Source organism: Saccharopolyspora rhizosphaerae (assembly GCF_003931915.1).
Classification (GTDB): Bacteria; Actinomycetota; Actinomycetes; order Mycobacteriales; family Pseudonocardiaceae; genus Saccharopolyspora; species Saccharopolyspora rhizosphaerae.
Window position 1 is genome coordinate 237,688 of record NZ_RSAA01000017.1, and the last position, 15,199, is coordinate 252,886.

The following is a 15,199-nucleotide window of genomic DNA, read 5'->3' on the forward strand; positions in this document are numbered from 1 at the left end:
GTTCGTCACGGATGGGCCGAGATTCCCTGCGGAGCCAGGTTCTGGTCGTGGACCCGTTGCCAGGAGCCGTCGGCGACCGCGGCGTCGAGCATGGCGCGGAGCTCCTCGGCGAGCTGGGGGTCGTCGGCCTTGATGACGAGGTTCCGCTCGGCGTCGGTGACCGCGTACGGCATCGCGGTGAACTGCGGGACGTCCGCCGTGCCGCCGAGCATGAGGTCGACGCTGCCCGTGCCGATCGCATCGCGCACCAGGGTCGGAGGCAACCGGCGGAACTGCACCTGGGTGGTGGGGTCGAGGCCGATGCGCTTGGCCAGCTCACGAGCGATGTCGGCGTCGAACCCGCGGTACTCGCCTCCGGGGTCGCGGGTGACGAACGTCGGCTGGTCGGCGCGCACGCCCACGATGAGCTTCCTGCGCTGCTTGATCGCGCCCAGCGTCGGCGAACTGCTCAGCTCCACGTCACCGCCCGCCGACGGGTCCGGCGGCGGCGCCGGGACCTCCTCCGGAGCGGGCGGGGGCGGTGGTGCGGCGGGCTCCGACTGCCCGCACCCGGTCAGGACGACGGCCAGCACCGCCACGGCGAGCAGGCGTTTCCGCACGATCACTCCTCCACCATCGGGTCCACTCCGACCATGATCGCGCATGAGCGGACCTCTGCTTCGCGTGCCGGTGCCGGTCCGGAAGCACAGCGGCTCCGTGGACTCCGTGCGCCGTTCGTGGTGCACGCCGCCGAGCGAGTGGCGTCACGGCGAAGCCGCTCAGAACTTGCGGCGGTGCTCGCTGACCCCCCGACTGAAGCGGAAGCGGCTCGGCCGCCTCCTCGTTCAGGTCCGAGAAAAGCCACTTCCCGTCAGCTGGATCGATTGTGAAACCCGCACCTCTGCCGCTAGTGTGACCGGCGCCATGTGGCGCCAACGTCGTCGCCCGTTTGTCCAGCACAACTCCGGAGGCGATCCATGGCGCCAGTGCACGCCGTCGTCGAGCAGGTCACCCGCCGCATCGCGGAACGCAGCGCGCAGACCCGCTCCGCCTACCTCGAACGCATCCACGCCGCCGCGGCGGAAGGCCCGGTCCGGGCCGACCTGCCCTGCAGCAACCTCGCGCACGGTTTCGCCGCCTGCAGCGGCTCCGACCGGCTCGCGGTCCGCGGCGTGAGCAAGCCCGGGGTGGCGATCGTGTCCGCCTACAACGACATGCTCTCCGCGCACCAGCCCTACGCCGAGTTCCCGGCGTGGCTGAAGGACTCGGTGCGCGAAGCCGGTGGTGTGGCGCAGTTCGCCGGCGGGGTGCCGGCCATGTGCGACGGGATCACGCAGGGCCGCACCGGTATGGAGCTGTCGCTGTTCTCCCGGGACGTGATCGCGATGGCCACCGGTGTGGCGCTGTCGCACGAGATGTTCGACGGGGCGCTGCTGCTCGGGGTGTGCGACAAGATCGTGCCCGGTCTGCTGATCGGCGCGCTCTCGTTCGGCCACCTGCCGACCGTGCTGGTGCCCGCCGGGCCGATGCCCTCGGGCCTGCCGAACCGGGAGAAGAGCCGGATCCGGCAGCTCTTCGCTGAGGGCAAGGCCACCCGCGAAGACCTGCTGGAAGCCGAGTCCGCCTCCTACCACTCCCCCGGGACCTGCACCTTCTACGGCACCGCCAACTCCAACCAGCTGGTCGTGGAGGTCATGGGCCTGCACCTGCCCGGCTCGAGCTTCGTGCCGCCGGGGACGCCGCTGCGCAAGGCGCTGACCGAGGAGGCCGGGCGGCAGGTCGTGCGCCTCGGCCAGGACGAGAACCGCACCTCGATCGGGGAGCTGCTCGACGAGAAGGCGATCGTCAACGGCGTGGTCGCGCTGCTGGCCACCGGCGGCTCGACGAACCACACGCTGCACCTGCCGGCCGTCGCTGCGGCCGCCGGCATCGAGCTGACCTGGGACGACTTCTCCGAACTGTCGGCGGTGGTGCCGTCGCTGGCGAAGGTCTACCCGAACGGCTCGGCCGACATCAACCACTTCGCCGCGGCCGGCGGGGTGCAGACGCTGGTCGGCGAGTTGCTCGACGCGGGTCTGCTGCACGCCGACGTCCAGACCGTCGCCGGACCGGGGCTGGACCGCTACCGCCGGCAGCCGTTCCTCGAGGACGGCGAACTGGTGTGGCGGGACGCGCCCGCCCGGAGCCTGGACACCGAGGTCCTGCGCGGCGTCGACGACCCGTTCGCGCCGGAAGGCGGGCTCCGGGTCGTGGAGGGCAACCTCGGGCGCGCGGTGATCAAGGTGTCGGCGGTGGCCGCGGAGCACCGCTCCGTGACCGCACCCGCCCGGGTCTTCGACGACCAGCACGACTTCACCACCGCCTTCGCCGCGGGCGAGATCGACCACGACGTCGTGGTCGTCATCCGCAACCAGGGCCCGCAGGCCAACGGCATGCCCGAGCTGCACGGACTCACCCCGGCGCTGGGTGTGCTGATGGACCGCGGACACCAGGTCGTGCTGGTCACCGACGGCCGGATGTCCGGGGCCTCCGGCAAGATCCCGGCCGCCATCCAGCTGACGCCGGAAGCCACTGCGGGCGGGCCGCTCTCGCGGATCCAGGACGGCGACGTGCTCCGCCTCGACGCCGACCGCGGGACGCTGGAAGCCCTCGTCCCCGACGACGAGCTCGCCGCGCGCCGGCCCGCCGGTGGCGCCGACCCGGCACCGTTCGGCACCGGACGAGAGCTGTTCGCCGCGTTCCGGCAGTCCGTCGGTCGCGCCGACCAGGGCGCGAGCGTGTTCGGGCAAGCGCTCCGGCCGAGCCAGCAGGTGCGAGCATGACCAGCGGCGGAACCACCGCCCAGAAGCGATTGGAATCGAAGATGAACACCGCAGCCGACGTGTTCGACCTGGCCCCCGTGGTGCCGGTCGTGGCCCTCGACGACGTCGAGCACGCCGTCCCGCTGGCCGAAGCGCTGCTGCGCGGCGGGCTCCGGACCATCGAGGTCACCCTGCGCACCCCGGCCGGGCTCCCGTCGATCGAGCGCATCGCGACCGAGGTGCCCGAGGTGGTCGCCGGCGCGGGCACGATCACCGAGGTCGGCCAGGCCAAGCAGGCCGCTGACGCCGGTGCTCGCTACCTGGTCACGCCCGGCACCACCGACCGGCTGCTGGACGACCTGGACGCCTCGGGCGTGCCGTACCTGGCGGGAGCGGGGACCGTGTCCGAGGCGATGCGGCTGGCCGAACGCGGGGCGAGCGCGATGAAGTTCTTCCCCGCCGAGCCCAGCGGTGGTGTGCCGTTCCTCAAGGGCATCGCCGGGCCGTTGCCGCACCTGCGGTTCTGCCCGACCGGCGGGATCAGCCCGGCGACCGCACCGGACTACCTGGCGCTGCCCAACGTCGGCTGCGTCGGCGGGTCCTGGCTCGCGCCGAAGGACCTGCTGGCCGCGGGCGACTGGGCGAAGGTCGAGCAGCTGGCCACCGAGGCGGCAGCGCTGCGCTGATGTTCCCGGGGTGCGCCCGCCCGGCCGGCGGGCGCACCCGGCTCGTCAGCCCGCGAGCATGCCCATCGCTTCGGGAAGGGAGTCGACGACCGGGTAGCCGGACCCCTCGAGCTTGGCCCGGTCCATGACCCCGGTGGTGACCAGCACGCAGCGCGCACCCGCTCGTTCGGCGGCGTGGGCGTCGTCGAGGACGTCGCCGATCAGCACCACCTCAGCCGGGTCGAGCTCCTGGGCCGCCAGGTGGGCACGCAGGTGCTCCTCCTTCGAACCCCCGCCCACCGCGGAGCGCAGGCCGTCCATCCGGTCGAACAGCTCGTGCAGACCGCGGGCGGTGACCAGCTCGACGAGCTCGTCGTGGAACCACATCGACAGCAGCGACTGGCTGCGGCCGGTCGCGGCCCAGTCCTGCAGGACGTGCGGAACACCCTCGGTCATGCCGCACGTGTCCAGGAGGTCCCGGTACGCGACGTGGTAGAGCTTGTCGACCCGGGCCCAGTCGTCCTCGGTGATCTCGCACCGCAGGAGTCGTTCGTAGCACGTGCGCAGCGGGCGGCTGTAGATCGCGCGCCACTCGTCGATGTCGATGTGTTCGCGGTCGAACGAGGTGCAGACGGTGTTCACGGCCGACACCACCGCGTGGTTGTCGTCGAGGAGCGTTCCGTTCCAATCCCACACGATGTGCCGGGGGCTCGACTTGGTCATGACCGGGAACCTTACGACGCGCCCCCGACGTTCTGGTACCTGCGTCTGAAAAACGGCCCGGAAGGTTCGCGGTGCGCGGTGCGCAGGTCGGGCGCACGCCGACCTCGAAGCCACCAGGATTCCGGAACCGCGTCGCCACGCACGCTTCCGCCCGGCGGCAGCTGCTCGTCCGGGACGGGGCACCCGCGCCGACGGGCCCTCGGCGCTCCTGACGTTGTGCGTGGGAGTGATCGTCACGACGTCAGTCGTCACCGCCGCCGATCGGCACCCTCGCGGGTGAAGCAGCGCACAGGTTCGTGCGTGGTTGAGCCAGGAGCTGTCGGTCGGGCGCAGAGGAAGCGACGTTGTTCGCCGCGGCTCATGTCCCGACCCCGCTGGCACTTCCAGGTGATCAGGGCGTGGGGACGAGGTGCAGACGATCGCGATGCACGTCTCGGTGGGACGTAGCGGCTGAACTCCGGAAACCGGTTCGCCCCGGCTCAGACCTCAGAAGAAGTCGAGGCCGTCAGCGGAATCCCCGGCGTTCTCGATCTCTTCCTTGACGATGCGGTAGGCGAGGCCTTCGGAATAACCCTTGCGAGCGAGCATGCCGACCAGGCGGCGCACCTTCGCGGTGTGCTCGACCGATCCCATGCTGCGCAGCTTGCGCTGCACCAGTTCGCGGGCGCGCTCAGCCTCCGCATCGCTGTCCACGTTGGACAGAGCGGATTCCACCAGGTGCTCCTCGATGCCCTTGCGCCGCAGTTCGAAGCCGAGCGCCTTGCGACCCAGGCCTTGCGACCGCTGGCGTTGGTTCACCCACTCCTCGGCGAACGCGGCGTCGTCGACCAAGCCGGCGTCGACGAACTTCTGCAGCACGCCGTCGGCGACGTCCTCGTCGATGTCCTTGCGCAGCAAGGCTTGCCGCAGCTCCAGCCGGCTGCGCGCGCGACTGGCCAGGAGCCGGTACACCACGTCGCGGGCCTGCGCCGCCGGGTCGTCCGGCTTGCGCCGCGACTTCTTCTCCCCCGCCTCGCCGCCCTCGGGGCCGGCGCCGGGGGTGCGACGACCGCTCCCCCGGCGCTCCGCCTCGTCGTCCATCCGTCCCAGGCGCCGATCAGAACTCGACCGGGGCCGGCTCGGCGGCCTTGTCGTCACCCTCGGCGTCGAGGGTGGCGCCGATGCCGAGCTTCTCCTTGATCCGCTTCTCGATCTCGTTGGCGACGTCCGGGTTGTCCCGCATGAACTTGCGGGCGTTCTCCTTGCCCTGGCCCAGCTGGTCGCCCTCGTAGGTGTACCAGGCACCGGACTTGCGGATGATGCCCTGCTCGACACCCATGTCGATCAGCGAGCCCTCGCGGCTGATGCCGACGCCGTAGATGATGTCGAACTCGGCCTGCTTGAACGGTGGCGCGACCTTGTTCTTGACGATCTTCACGCGGGTCCGGTTGCCGACCGCGTCGGAACCGTCCTTGAGCGTCTCGATCCGGCGCACGTCCAAGCGCACCGAGGAGTAGAACTTCAGCGCCTTACCACCGGTGGTGGTCTCCGGGGAGCCGAACATGACGCCGACCTTCTCGCGGAGCTGGTTGATGAAGATCGCGGTGGTCTTGGCGTTGTACAGCGCGGAGGTGAGCTTGCGCAGCGCCTGGCTCATCAGGCGGGCCTGCAGACCCACGTGGCTGTCACCCATCTCGCCCTCGATCTCGGCGCGCGGCACCAGCGCGGCCACCGAGTCGATGACGATGACGTCCAGCGCGCCGGAGCGGATCAGCATGTCCGCGATCTCCAGCGCCTGCTCACCGGTGTCGGGCTGGGACACCAGCAGCGAGTCGGTGTCCACACCGATCGCCTTGGCGTACTCCGGGTCCAGCGCGTGCTCGGCGTCGACGAAGGCCGCCGTGCCGCCGAGCTTCTGGGCGTTGGCCACGGCGTGCAGGGCGACCGAGGTCTTACCGCTGCTCTCCGGGCCGTAGACCTCCACGATCCGACCGCGCGGCAGGCCGCCGATGCCGAGCGCGACGTCCAACGAGATGGAACCGGTGGGGATGACCTCGACCGGCGGCCGCGAGTCGTCGCCGAGCCGCATGACCGATCCCTTGCCGAACTGCTTGTCGATCTGGGCGAGCGCCAGCTCCAGCGCCTTGCCCTTGTCCGGTGTCGCTGCTGCCATCAGGGTCCACCTCGGTGAAGTCTTCGAGTCGGGTCTTCGGGCGACTCTCTGCGTGGGGCGAGTCGTTCACGTCGCTTCTGACGCTACGGGCTGGGACCGACAATCCGGTTCGCGGGGTTTGCGGGCGCTCCCGATCCCGTGGCCCCCATACTAGGCGAACGGATGTTCGAGCACATGCCCGACACGCCGGTCACGTCACTCGGTCGTGTGACAGTGCGATCAGTCGAGCGCAGAGGGACACTCGAGTTACCTCGTGTTCTCCAGGAGGTGCCGCCATGCGCATGGATCGCTACCTTCCACCCGAACACCCCCTGACCCACTTCTACCGGGTGGCCGCAGCCGCCTTCGGGGCGTGCCTGGTGGTCTTCGGCGTGCTGGGGCTGGCCAACCGGGTGCCGCTGTTCACCACCGAGGGGATCGACGTGCTCGGGCTGTCCAGCAACGGACTGCTCGCCGTGGTGTCGATCGTGGTCGGCGCGCTGCTGGTCGGCGCCGCGGCCTGGGGCGGCGCGGTCGCCTCCACCACGACCGCCGCGGTCGGCGTGCTGTTCTTCCTGTCCGGGCTGATCAACCTGGGCCTGCTCAACACGTCGTGGAACCTGTTCGCCTTCGAACTGCGCAACGTGGTGTTCAGCCTCGTCGCCGGCCTGGTGCTGATGTTCTTCGGCTTCTACGGCCGGGTCAGCGGCGGGCTGCCCGAGGACAACCCCTACGTGCGCTACCGCCACCACAAGCCGCCGGCGCACGAGGACGACAGCGACGTGGCCGCCGACGAGCAGCGGATCGCGGAGATCGAGCGGATGTGCACCGACGAGATGGCCGTCGCGGAGGGCCACCCGACCCCGCAGCAGCAGCGCCGGGTCACCGCCGATCGGCTGCACCACATGCAGCAGGAACGCCGACGCGCCTACGAGCACTACCGCGAGCTGCACCCGACCGAGGAGCAGCAGATCAGCGCGCAGAACCCGTGGGCCGACTTCGAGGAGAGCAAGAAGGCCCAACCCTGATCACGACCCGCCTCGGCGGTGCGTCCGCGCCACGGACGGAGGGCTGCACCACCGGAAAGCCGTGTCGAGCGGCGAGCTTGCCGGCAGGGCCTAGCGACGTTCGTGCGGGATCTCGAAGGCCTCGCACACCGCCGCCCAGACCTCCTTCGTCGTGAACCCGTCCTCCAGGGCCTCGTCGACGGTGCGACCGCCCAAGGCCGAGAACACGTGGTCCTGGGCGAGCATCTCGGCCCGGACCCGGCCGAACTCCTCGGCCATGCGGTGGCGGAAAGCGGTGTGGCGCATCGTCGACCAGCCTACGTGCGGCCCGTACGCTGGTGTCGTGCTCCTCCTGCAGGCCGACCCGACCGGCATGTCCACGCCCCTGGGCCAGCTGGTGATCGCCGCGACCCTGCTGACCGTGATCGTCCTGGCCATCCGCTTCCTCTGGCAGAACAGGCGCTAGAAGCCGGTGCAGGGCTCAGCTCGCACCGCGCAGCTCTGAGCGGCTTCGCGGCGAGCACGCCGTGACGCCGCGTGCGCACGAACGCCCGCGCAGCCCGGGGCTCTGCTTCCGGCACCGCTGGGCAGGGCGACCACGGACCGCCCCAGGCTTGACCGGGCCGTTCGTCGGTGTTGTGGTCCAGCATGGAGTCATGAGCGACGTGCTGGACGGGTTCTCCCCGGCGACCCGCGACTGGTTCCGCGGCGCCTTCGACGCGCCCACCGAGGCGCAGCGCGGCGCCTGGGAGGCCATCGCCGCGGGCGAGCACGCCCTGGTCGTGGCGCCGACCGGGTCCGGCAAGACGCTCGCCGCGTTCCTCTCCGCGCTGGACCGGCTCGCGGTCGAGGACCTGCCCGCCGATCCCAAGAAGCGCTGCCGCGTGCTCTACGTGTCCCCGATGAAGGCCTTGGCCGTCGACGTCGAGCGCAACCTGCGGGCGCCGCTGGCCGGGATCCGGCAGGCCACCCAGCGCCTCGGCGGCGACCCACCGGACGTCCAGGTCGGCATCCGCACCGGTGACACCCCCGCCGACCAGCGGCGCTCCTTCGCGCGCAAGCCGCCGGACGTGCTGGTCACCACACCGGAGTCGCTGTTCCTGCTGCTGACCTCCGCGGCGCGCGAATCGCTGACCGGGGTCGAGACGGTGATCATCGACGAGGTTCACGCGGTCGCGGGGACCAAGCGCGGAGCGCACCTGGCGCTGTCGCTGGAGCGGCTCGACGCGCTGCTGGCGCGGCCGGCGCAGCGGGTCGGGCTGTCGGCCACCGTCCGCCCGGTCGAGGAGGTGCGGACCTTCCTGGCCGGTGGCAGACCGGTGCGCACCGTCCAGCCCGCCCACCCCAAGGAGGTCGAAGTACGGGTCGAGGTCCCGGTCCCGGACATGGCAGAGCTCGGCTCCTCCAGCGCTGAACCCGGCGATCAGCCCGCTGAGCAGCGCACCTCGATCTGGCCGTCGGTGCAGGAGCGGATCCTGGAGCTGATCCGGCAGCACCGCTCGACCATCGTGTTCAGCAACTCCCGACGGCTGGCCGAGCGGCTCACCGCGGGCATCAACGAGCTGGCCACCGAGCAGCAGGAAGAGGAGATGACGAAGTTCCCGGCCGAGGCGGTCGGGGGTTCGGGCATCGGTTCGGGCGCTCCGCCGGTGGTGGCCAAAGCGCACCACGGCTCCATGTCGAAGGAGCAGCGCGCCGTCGTCGAGGAGGAGCTCAAGTCCGGGCAGCTGCCGTGCGTGGTGGCGACGTCCTCGTTGGAGCTGGGCATCGACATGGGCGCGGTCGACCTGGTCATCCAGGTCGAAACACCACCGACGGTGGCGTCCGGGCTGCAGCGCATCGGCCGCGGCGGCCACCAGGTCGGCGCGGTGTCGCGGGGCGTGGTGTTCCCGAAGTTCCGGGGTGATCTGGTCGGCTGCGCGGTCGTGTCGGAGCGGATGGCCGGGGGGTTGATCGAGTCGATCTCCTACCCGCGCAACCCGCTGGACGTGCTGGCCCAGCAGGTCGTGTCGATGACCGCCATGGACGACTGGTCGGTGGAGGACCTGGCCGCACTGCTCCGCCGCTCGGCGCCCTACGCGGGACTGCCGGATTCGGCGCTGCACGCGGTGCTGGACATGCTCGCCGGGCGCTACCCCAGCGAGGAGTTCGGCGAGCTGCGGGCGCGGATCGTCTGGGACCGGGTCAACGACGAGCTGCGGGCACGGCCGGGAGCGCAGCGCCTCGCCGTGACCTCCGGCGGCACCATCCCGGACCGCGGGCTGTTCACGGTGACCACACCCGGCGACGAGGAGGCCGGTCGCGGTGGCGTCCGGGTCGGCGAGCTCGACGAGGAGATGGTCTACGAGTCGCGCGTCGGCGACACGTTCCTGCTGGGCACCAGCGCGTGGCGGGTGGAGGACATCACCCACGACCGGGTCGTCGTCACCCCCGCGCCGGGACAGCCGGGGCGGATGCCGTTCTGGAAGGGCGACCAGCCCGGCCGCCCGCTGGAGCTCGGCCGGGCGCTCGGCGCCTTTGTCCGCGAGCTGATCAGCGCCGACAGCGACAAGGCCCGCGATCGCATCACCACCGCCGGTCTCGACGAGTGGGCCAGCGACAACCTGCTGTCCTACCTGGACGAGCAGCGGCGCTCCACGCGCCACGTGCCCGACGACCGGACGATCGTGGTGGAACGCTTCCGGGACGAGCTCGGCGACTGGCGGATGGTGGTGCACTCCCCGTTCGGCGCGCAGGTCAACGGGCCGTGGGCGCTGGCGATCGGGGCGCGGATCCGGGAGCGGCGCGGGATCGAACCGCAGATCGCCTCCTCCGACGACGGCATCGTGCTCCGGCTCGCCGACGCCCTCGACGACTCCGGCAGCGAGGTGCTGCCCACCGCCGAGGACGTGCTGCTGCCTCCCGCCGAGGTGCAGCAGCTGGTCACCGACGAGGTCGGCGGGTCGGCGCTGTTCGCCGCCCGGTTCCGGGAGTGCGCGGCACGGGCGCTGCTGCTGCCGCGCCGCGATCCGCGGCGCCGGACGCCGCTGTGGCAGCAGCGGCAGCGCTCGGCGCAGCTGCTGGAGGTGGCGTCGAAGTACGAGCAGTTCCCGATCGTGCTGGAGGCGATGCGGGAGTGCCTGCAGGACGTCTACGACGTCCCGGGGCTGACCGAGCTGATGCAGCAGGTCGCGTCCCGCACCGTGCGGGTGGTGGAGGTGGAGACGCCGACGCCCTCGCCGTTCGCGCGCAGCCTGCTGTTCGGCTACATCGGGATGTTCCTCTACGAGACCGACGCTCCGCTGGCCGAACGCCGGTCGGCGGCGCTGAGCCTGGACTCCACGCTGCTGGCCGAGCTGCTCGGCTCGGAAGCGCTGCGCGAGCTGCTGGACCCGGAGTCGTTGGCCGAGATCGAACAGCAGCTGCAACGGCTGGACCCCAACCGCCACGCGCGCGACGCCGAGGGCGCGGCCGACCTGCTGAACTTCCTCGGCGACCTCACCACGGAGGAGGCCGAGAAGCGCGGTGTGCAGCCGGAGTGGCTGACCGAGCTGGCCGAGCAGCGCCGGGTGCTGCAGGTGCGCATCGCCGGTGAGCAGCGCTGGATCCCGATCGAGGACGCCGGCAAGGTCCGCGACGCGTTGGGCGTCGCGCTGCCGGTGGGGGTGCCGGAGGCGTTCACCGAACCGGTCGCCGACCCGCTGGCGGACCTGCTGATCCGCTACGCGCGCTGCCGCGGACCGTTCACCGCCGATGCCGCCGCGCACCGGTTCGGGTTGGGAGTGGCGGTGGTGCACGGCGTGCTGGACCGGCTCAGCGGTTCCGGCCGGCTGGTGCGCGGCGAGCTGCGTCCGCTCGAGGCCGGGGGCGGTGGCGCGCTGGAGTACTGCGACGCCGAGGTCCTGCGGCGGTTGCGACGGGCCTCGCTGGCTCGGCTGCGCGCCGAGGTCGAACCGGTGGAACCGGCAGCGCTGGGCCGCTTCCTGCCGGCGTGGCACGGCATCGGCGCACGGGTGCGCAGCGCGCCGACCATCGACGACGTCTACTCGGTCGTGGAGCAGTTGGCCGGAGTGCCGGTCCCGGCCAGCGCGCTCGAGTCGCTGGTGCTGCCCGCGCGCTTGCCCGGCTACTCCCCCGCGCTGCTGGACGAGCTGACGGCGACGGGTGAGGTGAGCTGGGTCGGGGCGGGGTCGCTGGCCGGCGGTGACGGGTGGATCGCCTTGGCCCCCACCGACGTCGCGGACCTGCTGCTGCCCGACGTCGACGAGGGACCACCGGATTCACCGCTGCACCGCGCCGCGCTGTCCGCTCTGGAAGGTGGCGCGTTGTTCTTCCGGCAGCTGGCCGACCGGGCCGGCGCGCTGCTGCTCGAACAGGACGAGTCCGCACCCGCCGATGACGCGCTCACGAGCGCGCTGTGGGACCTGGTGTGGGCCGGAGCGGTCACCAACGACACCCTGGCTCCGTTGCGGGCGCTGGTCTCCGGCAAGGGCGCAGCGCACAAGCCGCGCCGCAACGCCCCGCGGGGCCGCTACGCGCGGCTGCGGGCGGGACGCCCGTCGATGCCGCCGCGCGGCGGTCCGCCGACGGTGTCAGGACGCTGGTCGCTGGCACCGCAGCCCGCCGAGGCACCCACCCGCCGAGCGCACGCGCGTGCCGAGGCGTTCCTGGAACGGCACGGGGTGCTGACGAGGGGTGCCCTCGACGTGGAGCGGGTGACCGGCGGGTTCTCGGCGGTGTACAAGGTGCTCCGGGCGATGGAGGAGTCCGGGCGCTGCCGCCGTGGTTACGTGATCGAGGGCCTCGGCGCCGCGCAGTTCGCCGTCCCCGGCGCGATCGACCGGTTGCGCGCCCTGTCCGGTGACGACCACGCGGACGACGAGGCCGTGGTGCTGGCCGCGGCCGATCCCGCGCAGCCCTACGGCGGTGCGCTCGACTGGCCCGCGCCGCGAGGCGACACGCGGCACCGGCCGGGGCGCAAGGCAGGCGCTCTGGTGGTGCTGGTGGGAGGCGAGGCCGTCTTCTACGTCGAACGCGGCGGCAAGTCGCTGCTGTCGTTCACCGAGGACGAGTCGGCGCTGCGCACCGCGGCGGCGGGCTTGGCCCGCGTGGTGCGCGATGGCTGGCTCGACCAGCTCGCGGTGGAACGCGCCGACGGGGAGGGCGCCTGGGGCTCGCGGCTGGCCGAAGTCCTCACCGAAGCGGGGTTCCGAGCCACGCCGAAAGGACTCCGGCTGCGGGCTTGAGCGCGCTCACAGCTCCATGAACGGAGCGGCGTAGGCGAACTCACCGCGCACCGCCGGGTCGTAGCCGCTCAGCGGCCGGACCTGGAAGTGCGAGGCCCACTCGGGCACCGGCGGGGTGATGCCGCGGTCCGCGGCGGGTTCGAAGCCGAAGCGCGGGTAGTACTCGCGATGACCGAGCAGAGCGACGAGCGGTTCGTCGAGGGCGTCGGCCGCACCGAGCACGGCGTGCATCAGGGCCGATCCGATGCCCGCCCGCTGGAGGTCCGGTGGCACGCCGACCGGTCCGAGCGCGAGCACCGGGACGTCGCCGACGTGCGCTCGAGTGCACACCACGTGCCCGACGACCTCACCAGACCGTTCGGCGACCAGCGACAGGGCGGGCAGCCACGCGTCACCGTCGCGCAGGGCGTCGACGAGCCCGACCTCGACCGGGCGGCTCTGCGGGTTCTCGGCGTCGGCGAACGCCGCCGCGTGCACCTGGCGGATCGGAGGGAGGTCGGCGGGGGTTTCACGGCGGATCAGCACCCGCCCACGATGTGCCCGCCGCCGCGGCCGGGCAACCGAATTTCCGCCGACCACTGCTCACCGGGTGGCGAGTTGCAGGAGCCCCCACAGCTGCGCGATGGCGTCCGGATCACCGCCGGTCTCGACGGCGCGGTTGGGCAGCCGACCCCACATCCACAGGTAGACGGCGCTGGGGTCGCCACCGACGACCGCGTCCGGTGTCGTGCCGGCCACGTCCCCCGAGCTGGTCACCGCCGATCCGGCCGGGTCGGCGGTGACCAGCCAGTTCCGCCCGGGAACGTGCACGCCCACCGAGCACGGCCGGGTCGCGGTGATCTGCAGCGAGTGCAGCCGGTAGCCGAAGTAGACCCGCAGGACCTCGTCGATGCCGTCGGTGGCCACCACGGGGTCGATCGGCGTGTGCTCGATGCCTGCCGCCGTCTGCACGTCCGCGCGGTGCACGGTGGTCGCGTGCAGCATCCGCCGCACCCAGAACCCCACGGTGTGCTGCTCGGGCCACCAGGTCGGGCACGGGTCCTCCGGTGGTCGGAAGGTGAACTCGGCGAGCAGGTCGGCCATCCGCAGAGCGAACCGGTTGGTCAGTTCGCGGAGCTCGGGCTCGCCGGAGAGGTCACCACGGCGCCGCGCCTCCGCGGATCCGAGCCAGCACAGCACGTCTTCGCACAGGTCCCCGAGGTGCCGGACGGTTTGACCGACGGTGCGACCGGACGCGCTGAACACCGGCGCGTCGGCGTGCACGTCGTGCGTCGCGGCGGTCAGCAGCTGCGCCTCGATCCCGAGGTGGTCGAGCATGCGCGCGTGTTGCAGTTCCACGTCAGTTCCGTTCACGCGTCGCTCCCAGCAGGTTCCGGCCCACGATGCCGAGGAACTCGCGGCTGTTCTCCAGCAGTTCGTCGGCGTGCACGTCGCTCGTGCTCGGAACCCCGGCCTCGGCCGCGGCGCGCCGGTTGGAGTGCGCGGCGAAGTAGGCCGCCCACTCGCGCAGTTCTGGTGCGGCCGCGGTCAGCAGCTGCCAGACGCTGGCCGGGCGCTTGTCCACGCGGTGCACCGCACGCGCCACGACGACCGCCGAGGCGGCCCGCAGCGCCGCCAGGTGAGCGGCGACGAACCGCTCGCCCGGTCGTCCCGCGATCTCGGCCTCGTGCAGGCAGGTGCGCGCGTGCAGCAGCAGCGACAGCGCACCGGCGGGGGTGTCGGCCTCCGGTGTGGGCCCCTCGTTCTCGGCGGAGTACCGCGGTGACGGGATCGACAGGTCGGTGGGACGCGACATCGGCTCTCTCCCTTCGGCTGTGGGGCCCGGTGGTGGGGTGCTTCCCCCACCACACCACCGGGCCGGAGTTCGAACAGGAGTTCATCGAACTACCGTTCGAACGAGTTCAGATTAGCGCCGGGTGGAGATCGACTCAAGCGATGCGCTGTAGCTCACCTGTTCGAGTCATGTGCTGCGGAGACGATCACGTCACCGGATCGGACCGCCGTGTCCGGGCGCGGAGAAAGACCTCAGAGGCGAGAGGAGTTAGTGTTCGGCCGTGACCGCTGCGCCATCCCCCAGCTGCGACCGAGTTGTCGAACTGACCACCGACCAGTTGCGGGCGAGACTTCCCGAAGCCCTGCGGATCTACGTCACCGCGATGGGCTACCCGCCCGTGACCGCCCAGCAGCGGGCCCCGATGTGGTCCGCCCACATGCTGCGCGCGGGTTGGCGCTGCATCGGCGCCTTCAACGACGACGACGAGCTCACCGGCATCGGTTACGGCTACTTGGGCGCCCCGGGCCAGTGGTGGCACGAGCAGGTCCGCCGCGGTCTGCAGGAGACCGGCGGCGACGCCGACGCCTGGCTGGAGGACTACTTCGAGCTCACCGAGCTCCACGTGCACCCCAGCGCGCAAGGCGCCGGGCTCGGCGAGGAGATCCTGCGCAGGCTGCTCGACGGAGCGCCCGGCAGCAAGGTCCTGCTGTCCACTCCGGAGGGTCCGACCCGCGCCTGGAAGCTCTACCAGCGCGTCGGTTTCCAGGACGTCCTGCGGAACTACAACTTCACCGGGGACCCCAGGCCCTTCGCGGTCCTCGGCCGCCCCCTCCCCCTCTGACAGCCACGGGAGCTCCAGGAGGAACCTGCTCGTGGTGGAGGACGTTCCCGGCG

At 71.8% G+C, this 15,199-nt stretch carries 14 protein-coding genes; 6 read left to right on the forward strand and 8 right to left on the reverse strand.

Going from position 1 to position 15,199, the window contains the following annotated elements; translation table 11 throughout:
- Positions 1 to 5 precede the first annotated feature (5 nt).
- Positions 6 to 599 (reverse strand): transporter substrate-binding domain-containing protein, encoded by a 594-nt coding sequence (locus EIL87_RS19245; protein WP_158628668.1) that lies wholly within the window; start codon positions 597 to 599, stop codon positions 6 to 8.
- A 357-nt stretch (positions 600 to 956) separates the two neighbouring features.
- Here EIL87_RS19245 and edd point away from each other — a divergent pair, with 357 nt between their 5' ends.
- A complete protein-coding gene (gene edd, locus EIL87_RS19250) occupies positions 957 to 2,801 on the forward strand; it encodes a phosphogluconate dehydratase (RefSeq protein ID WP_125091947.1) in 1,845 nt (614 codons plus the stop codon).
- 41 nt (positions 2,802 to 2,842) lie between these two features.
- A complete protein-coding gene (gene eda, locus EIL87_RS19255) occupies positions 2,843 to 3,466 on the forward strand; it encodes a bifunctional 4-hydroxy-2-oxoglutarate aldolase/2-dehydro-3-deoxy-phosphogluconate aldolase (RefSeq protein ID WP_125092058.1) in 624 nt (207 codons plus the stop codon).
- Positions 3,467 to 3,511: 45 nt separating this feature from the next.
- Here eda and EIL87_RS19260 read toward each other — a convergent pair whose 3' ends face one another.
- From EIL87_RS19260 to recA, 3 genes are all read right to left on the reverse strand, one after another.
- On the reverse strand, positions 3,512 to 4,168 hold the full coding sequence (locus EIL87_RS19260; RefSeq protein WP_125091948.1) for an HAD family hydrolase: 657 nt from the start codon (positions 4,166 to 4,168) through the stop codon (positions 3,512 to 3,514).
- Between the two features lie 486 nt (positions 4,169 to 4,654).
- Positions 4,655 to 5,248, reverse strand: coding sequence for a regulatory protein RecX (locus EIL87_RS19265; protein WP_125091949.1), 594 nt, complete (start codon positions 5,246 to 5,248; stop codon positions 4,655 to 4,657).
- Positions 5,249 to 5,264: 16 nt separating this feature from the next.
- Positions 5,265 to 6,320 (reverse strand): recombinase RecA, encoded by a 1,056-nt coding sequence (recA, locus tag EIL87_RS19270; RefSeq protein ID WP_125091950.1) that lies wholly within the window; start codon positions 6,318 to 6,320, stop codon positions 5,265 to 5,267.
- Between the two features lie 275 nt (positions 6,321 to 6,595).
- Here recA and EIL87_RS19275 point away from each other — a divergent pair, with 275 nt between their 5' ends.
- A complete protein-coding gene (locus EIL87_RS19275) occupies positions 6,596 to 7,327 on the forward strand; it encodes a DUF4383 domain-containing protein (RefSeq protein ID WP_125091951.1) in 732 nt (243 codons plus the stop codon).
- A 90-nt stretch (positions 7,328 to 7,417) separates the two neighbouring features.
- Here EIL87_RS19275 and EIL87_RS19280 read toward each other — a convergent pair whose 3' ends face one another.
- Positions 7,418 to 7,612, reverse strand: coding sequence for a DUF3046 domain-containing protein (locus EIL87_RS19280; RefSeq protein ID WP_125091952.1), 195 nt, complete (start codon positions 7,610 to 7,612; stop codon positions 7,418 to 7,420).
- Positions 7,613 to 7,649: 37 nt separating this feature from the next.
- On the opposite strand from EIL87_RS19280, the gene EIL87_RS27745 reads away from it, so the two are divergent.
- Complete coding sequence (locus EIL87_RS27745; protein WP_267898864.1) at positions 7,650 to 7,772, forward strand: hypothetical protein; 123 nt, start codon at positions 7,650 to 7,652, stop codon at positions 7,770 to 7,772.
- Between the two features lie 190 nt (positions 7,773 to 7,962).
- Positions 7,963 to 12,531 (forward strand): ATP-dependent helicase, encoded by a 4,569-nt coding sequence (locus tag EIL87_RS19285; protein WP_125091953.1) that lies wholly within the window; start codon positions 7,963 to 7,965, stop codon positions 12,529 to 12,531.
- A 6-nt stretch (positions 12,532 to 12,537) separates the two neighbouring features.
- Here the strand turns inward: EIL87_RS19285 and EIL87_RS19290 are convergent, their stop codons facing one another.
- The 3 genes from EIL87_RS19290 to EIL87_RS19300 are packed head-to-tail and all read right to left on the reverse strand — an operon-like array spanning position 12,538 to position 14,326.
- Positions 12,538 to 13,056 (reverse strand): GNAT family N-acetyltransferase, encoded by a 519-nt coding sequence (locus EIL87_RS19290; RefSeq protein WP_125091954.1) that lies wholly within the window; start codon positions 13,054 to 13,056, stop codon positions 12,538 to 12,540.
- Positions 13,057 to 13,113: 57 nt separating this feature from the next.
- Positions 13,114 to 13,884 carry a maleylpyruvate isomerase N-terminal domain-containing protein gene (locus tag EIL87_RS19295; protein WP_233576377.1) on the reverse strand — a complete coding sequence of 257 codons (771 nt, stop codon included), beginning with the start codon at positions 13,882 to 13,884 and terminating at the stop codon, positions 13,114 to 13,116.
- Positions 13,871 to 14,326, reverse strand: a complete 456-nt coding sequence (locus tag EIL87_RS19300) for an SAV_6107 family HEPN domain-containing protein (protein ID WP_125091955.1) — start codon at positions 14,324 to 14,326, stop codon at positions 13,871 to 13,873. Before EIL87_RS19300 ends, EIL87_RS19295 begins: the two co-directional genes overlap by 14 nt.
- Positions 14,327 to 14,585: 259 nt before the next feature.
- Here EIL87_RS19300 and EIL87_RS19305 point away from each other — a divergent pair, with 259 nt between their 5' ends.
- Positions 14,586 to 15,146, forward strand: coding sequence for a GNAT family N-acetyltransferase (locus EIL87_RS19305; protein ID WP_125091956.1), 561 nt, complete (start codon positions 14,586 to 14,588; stop codon positions 15,144 to 15,146).
- Positions 15,147 to 15,199 lie beyond the last annotated feature (53 nt).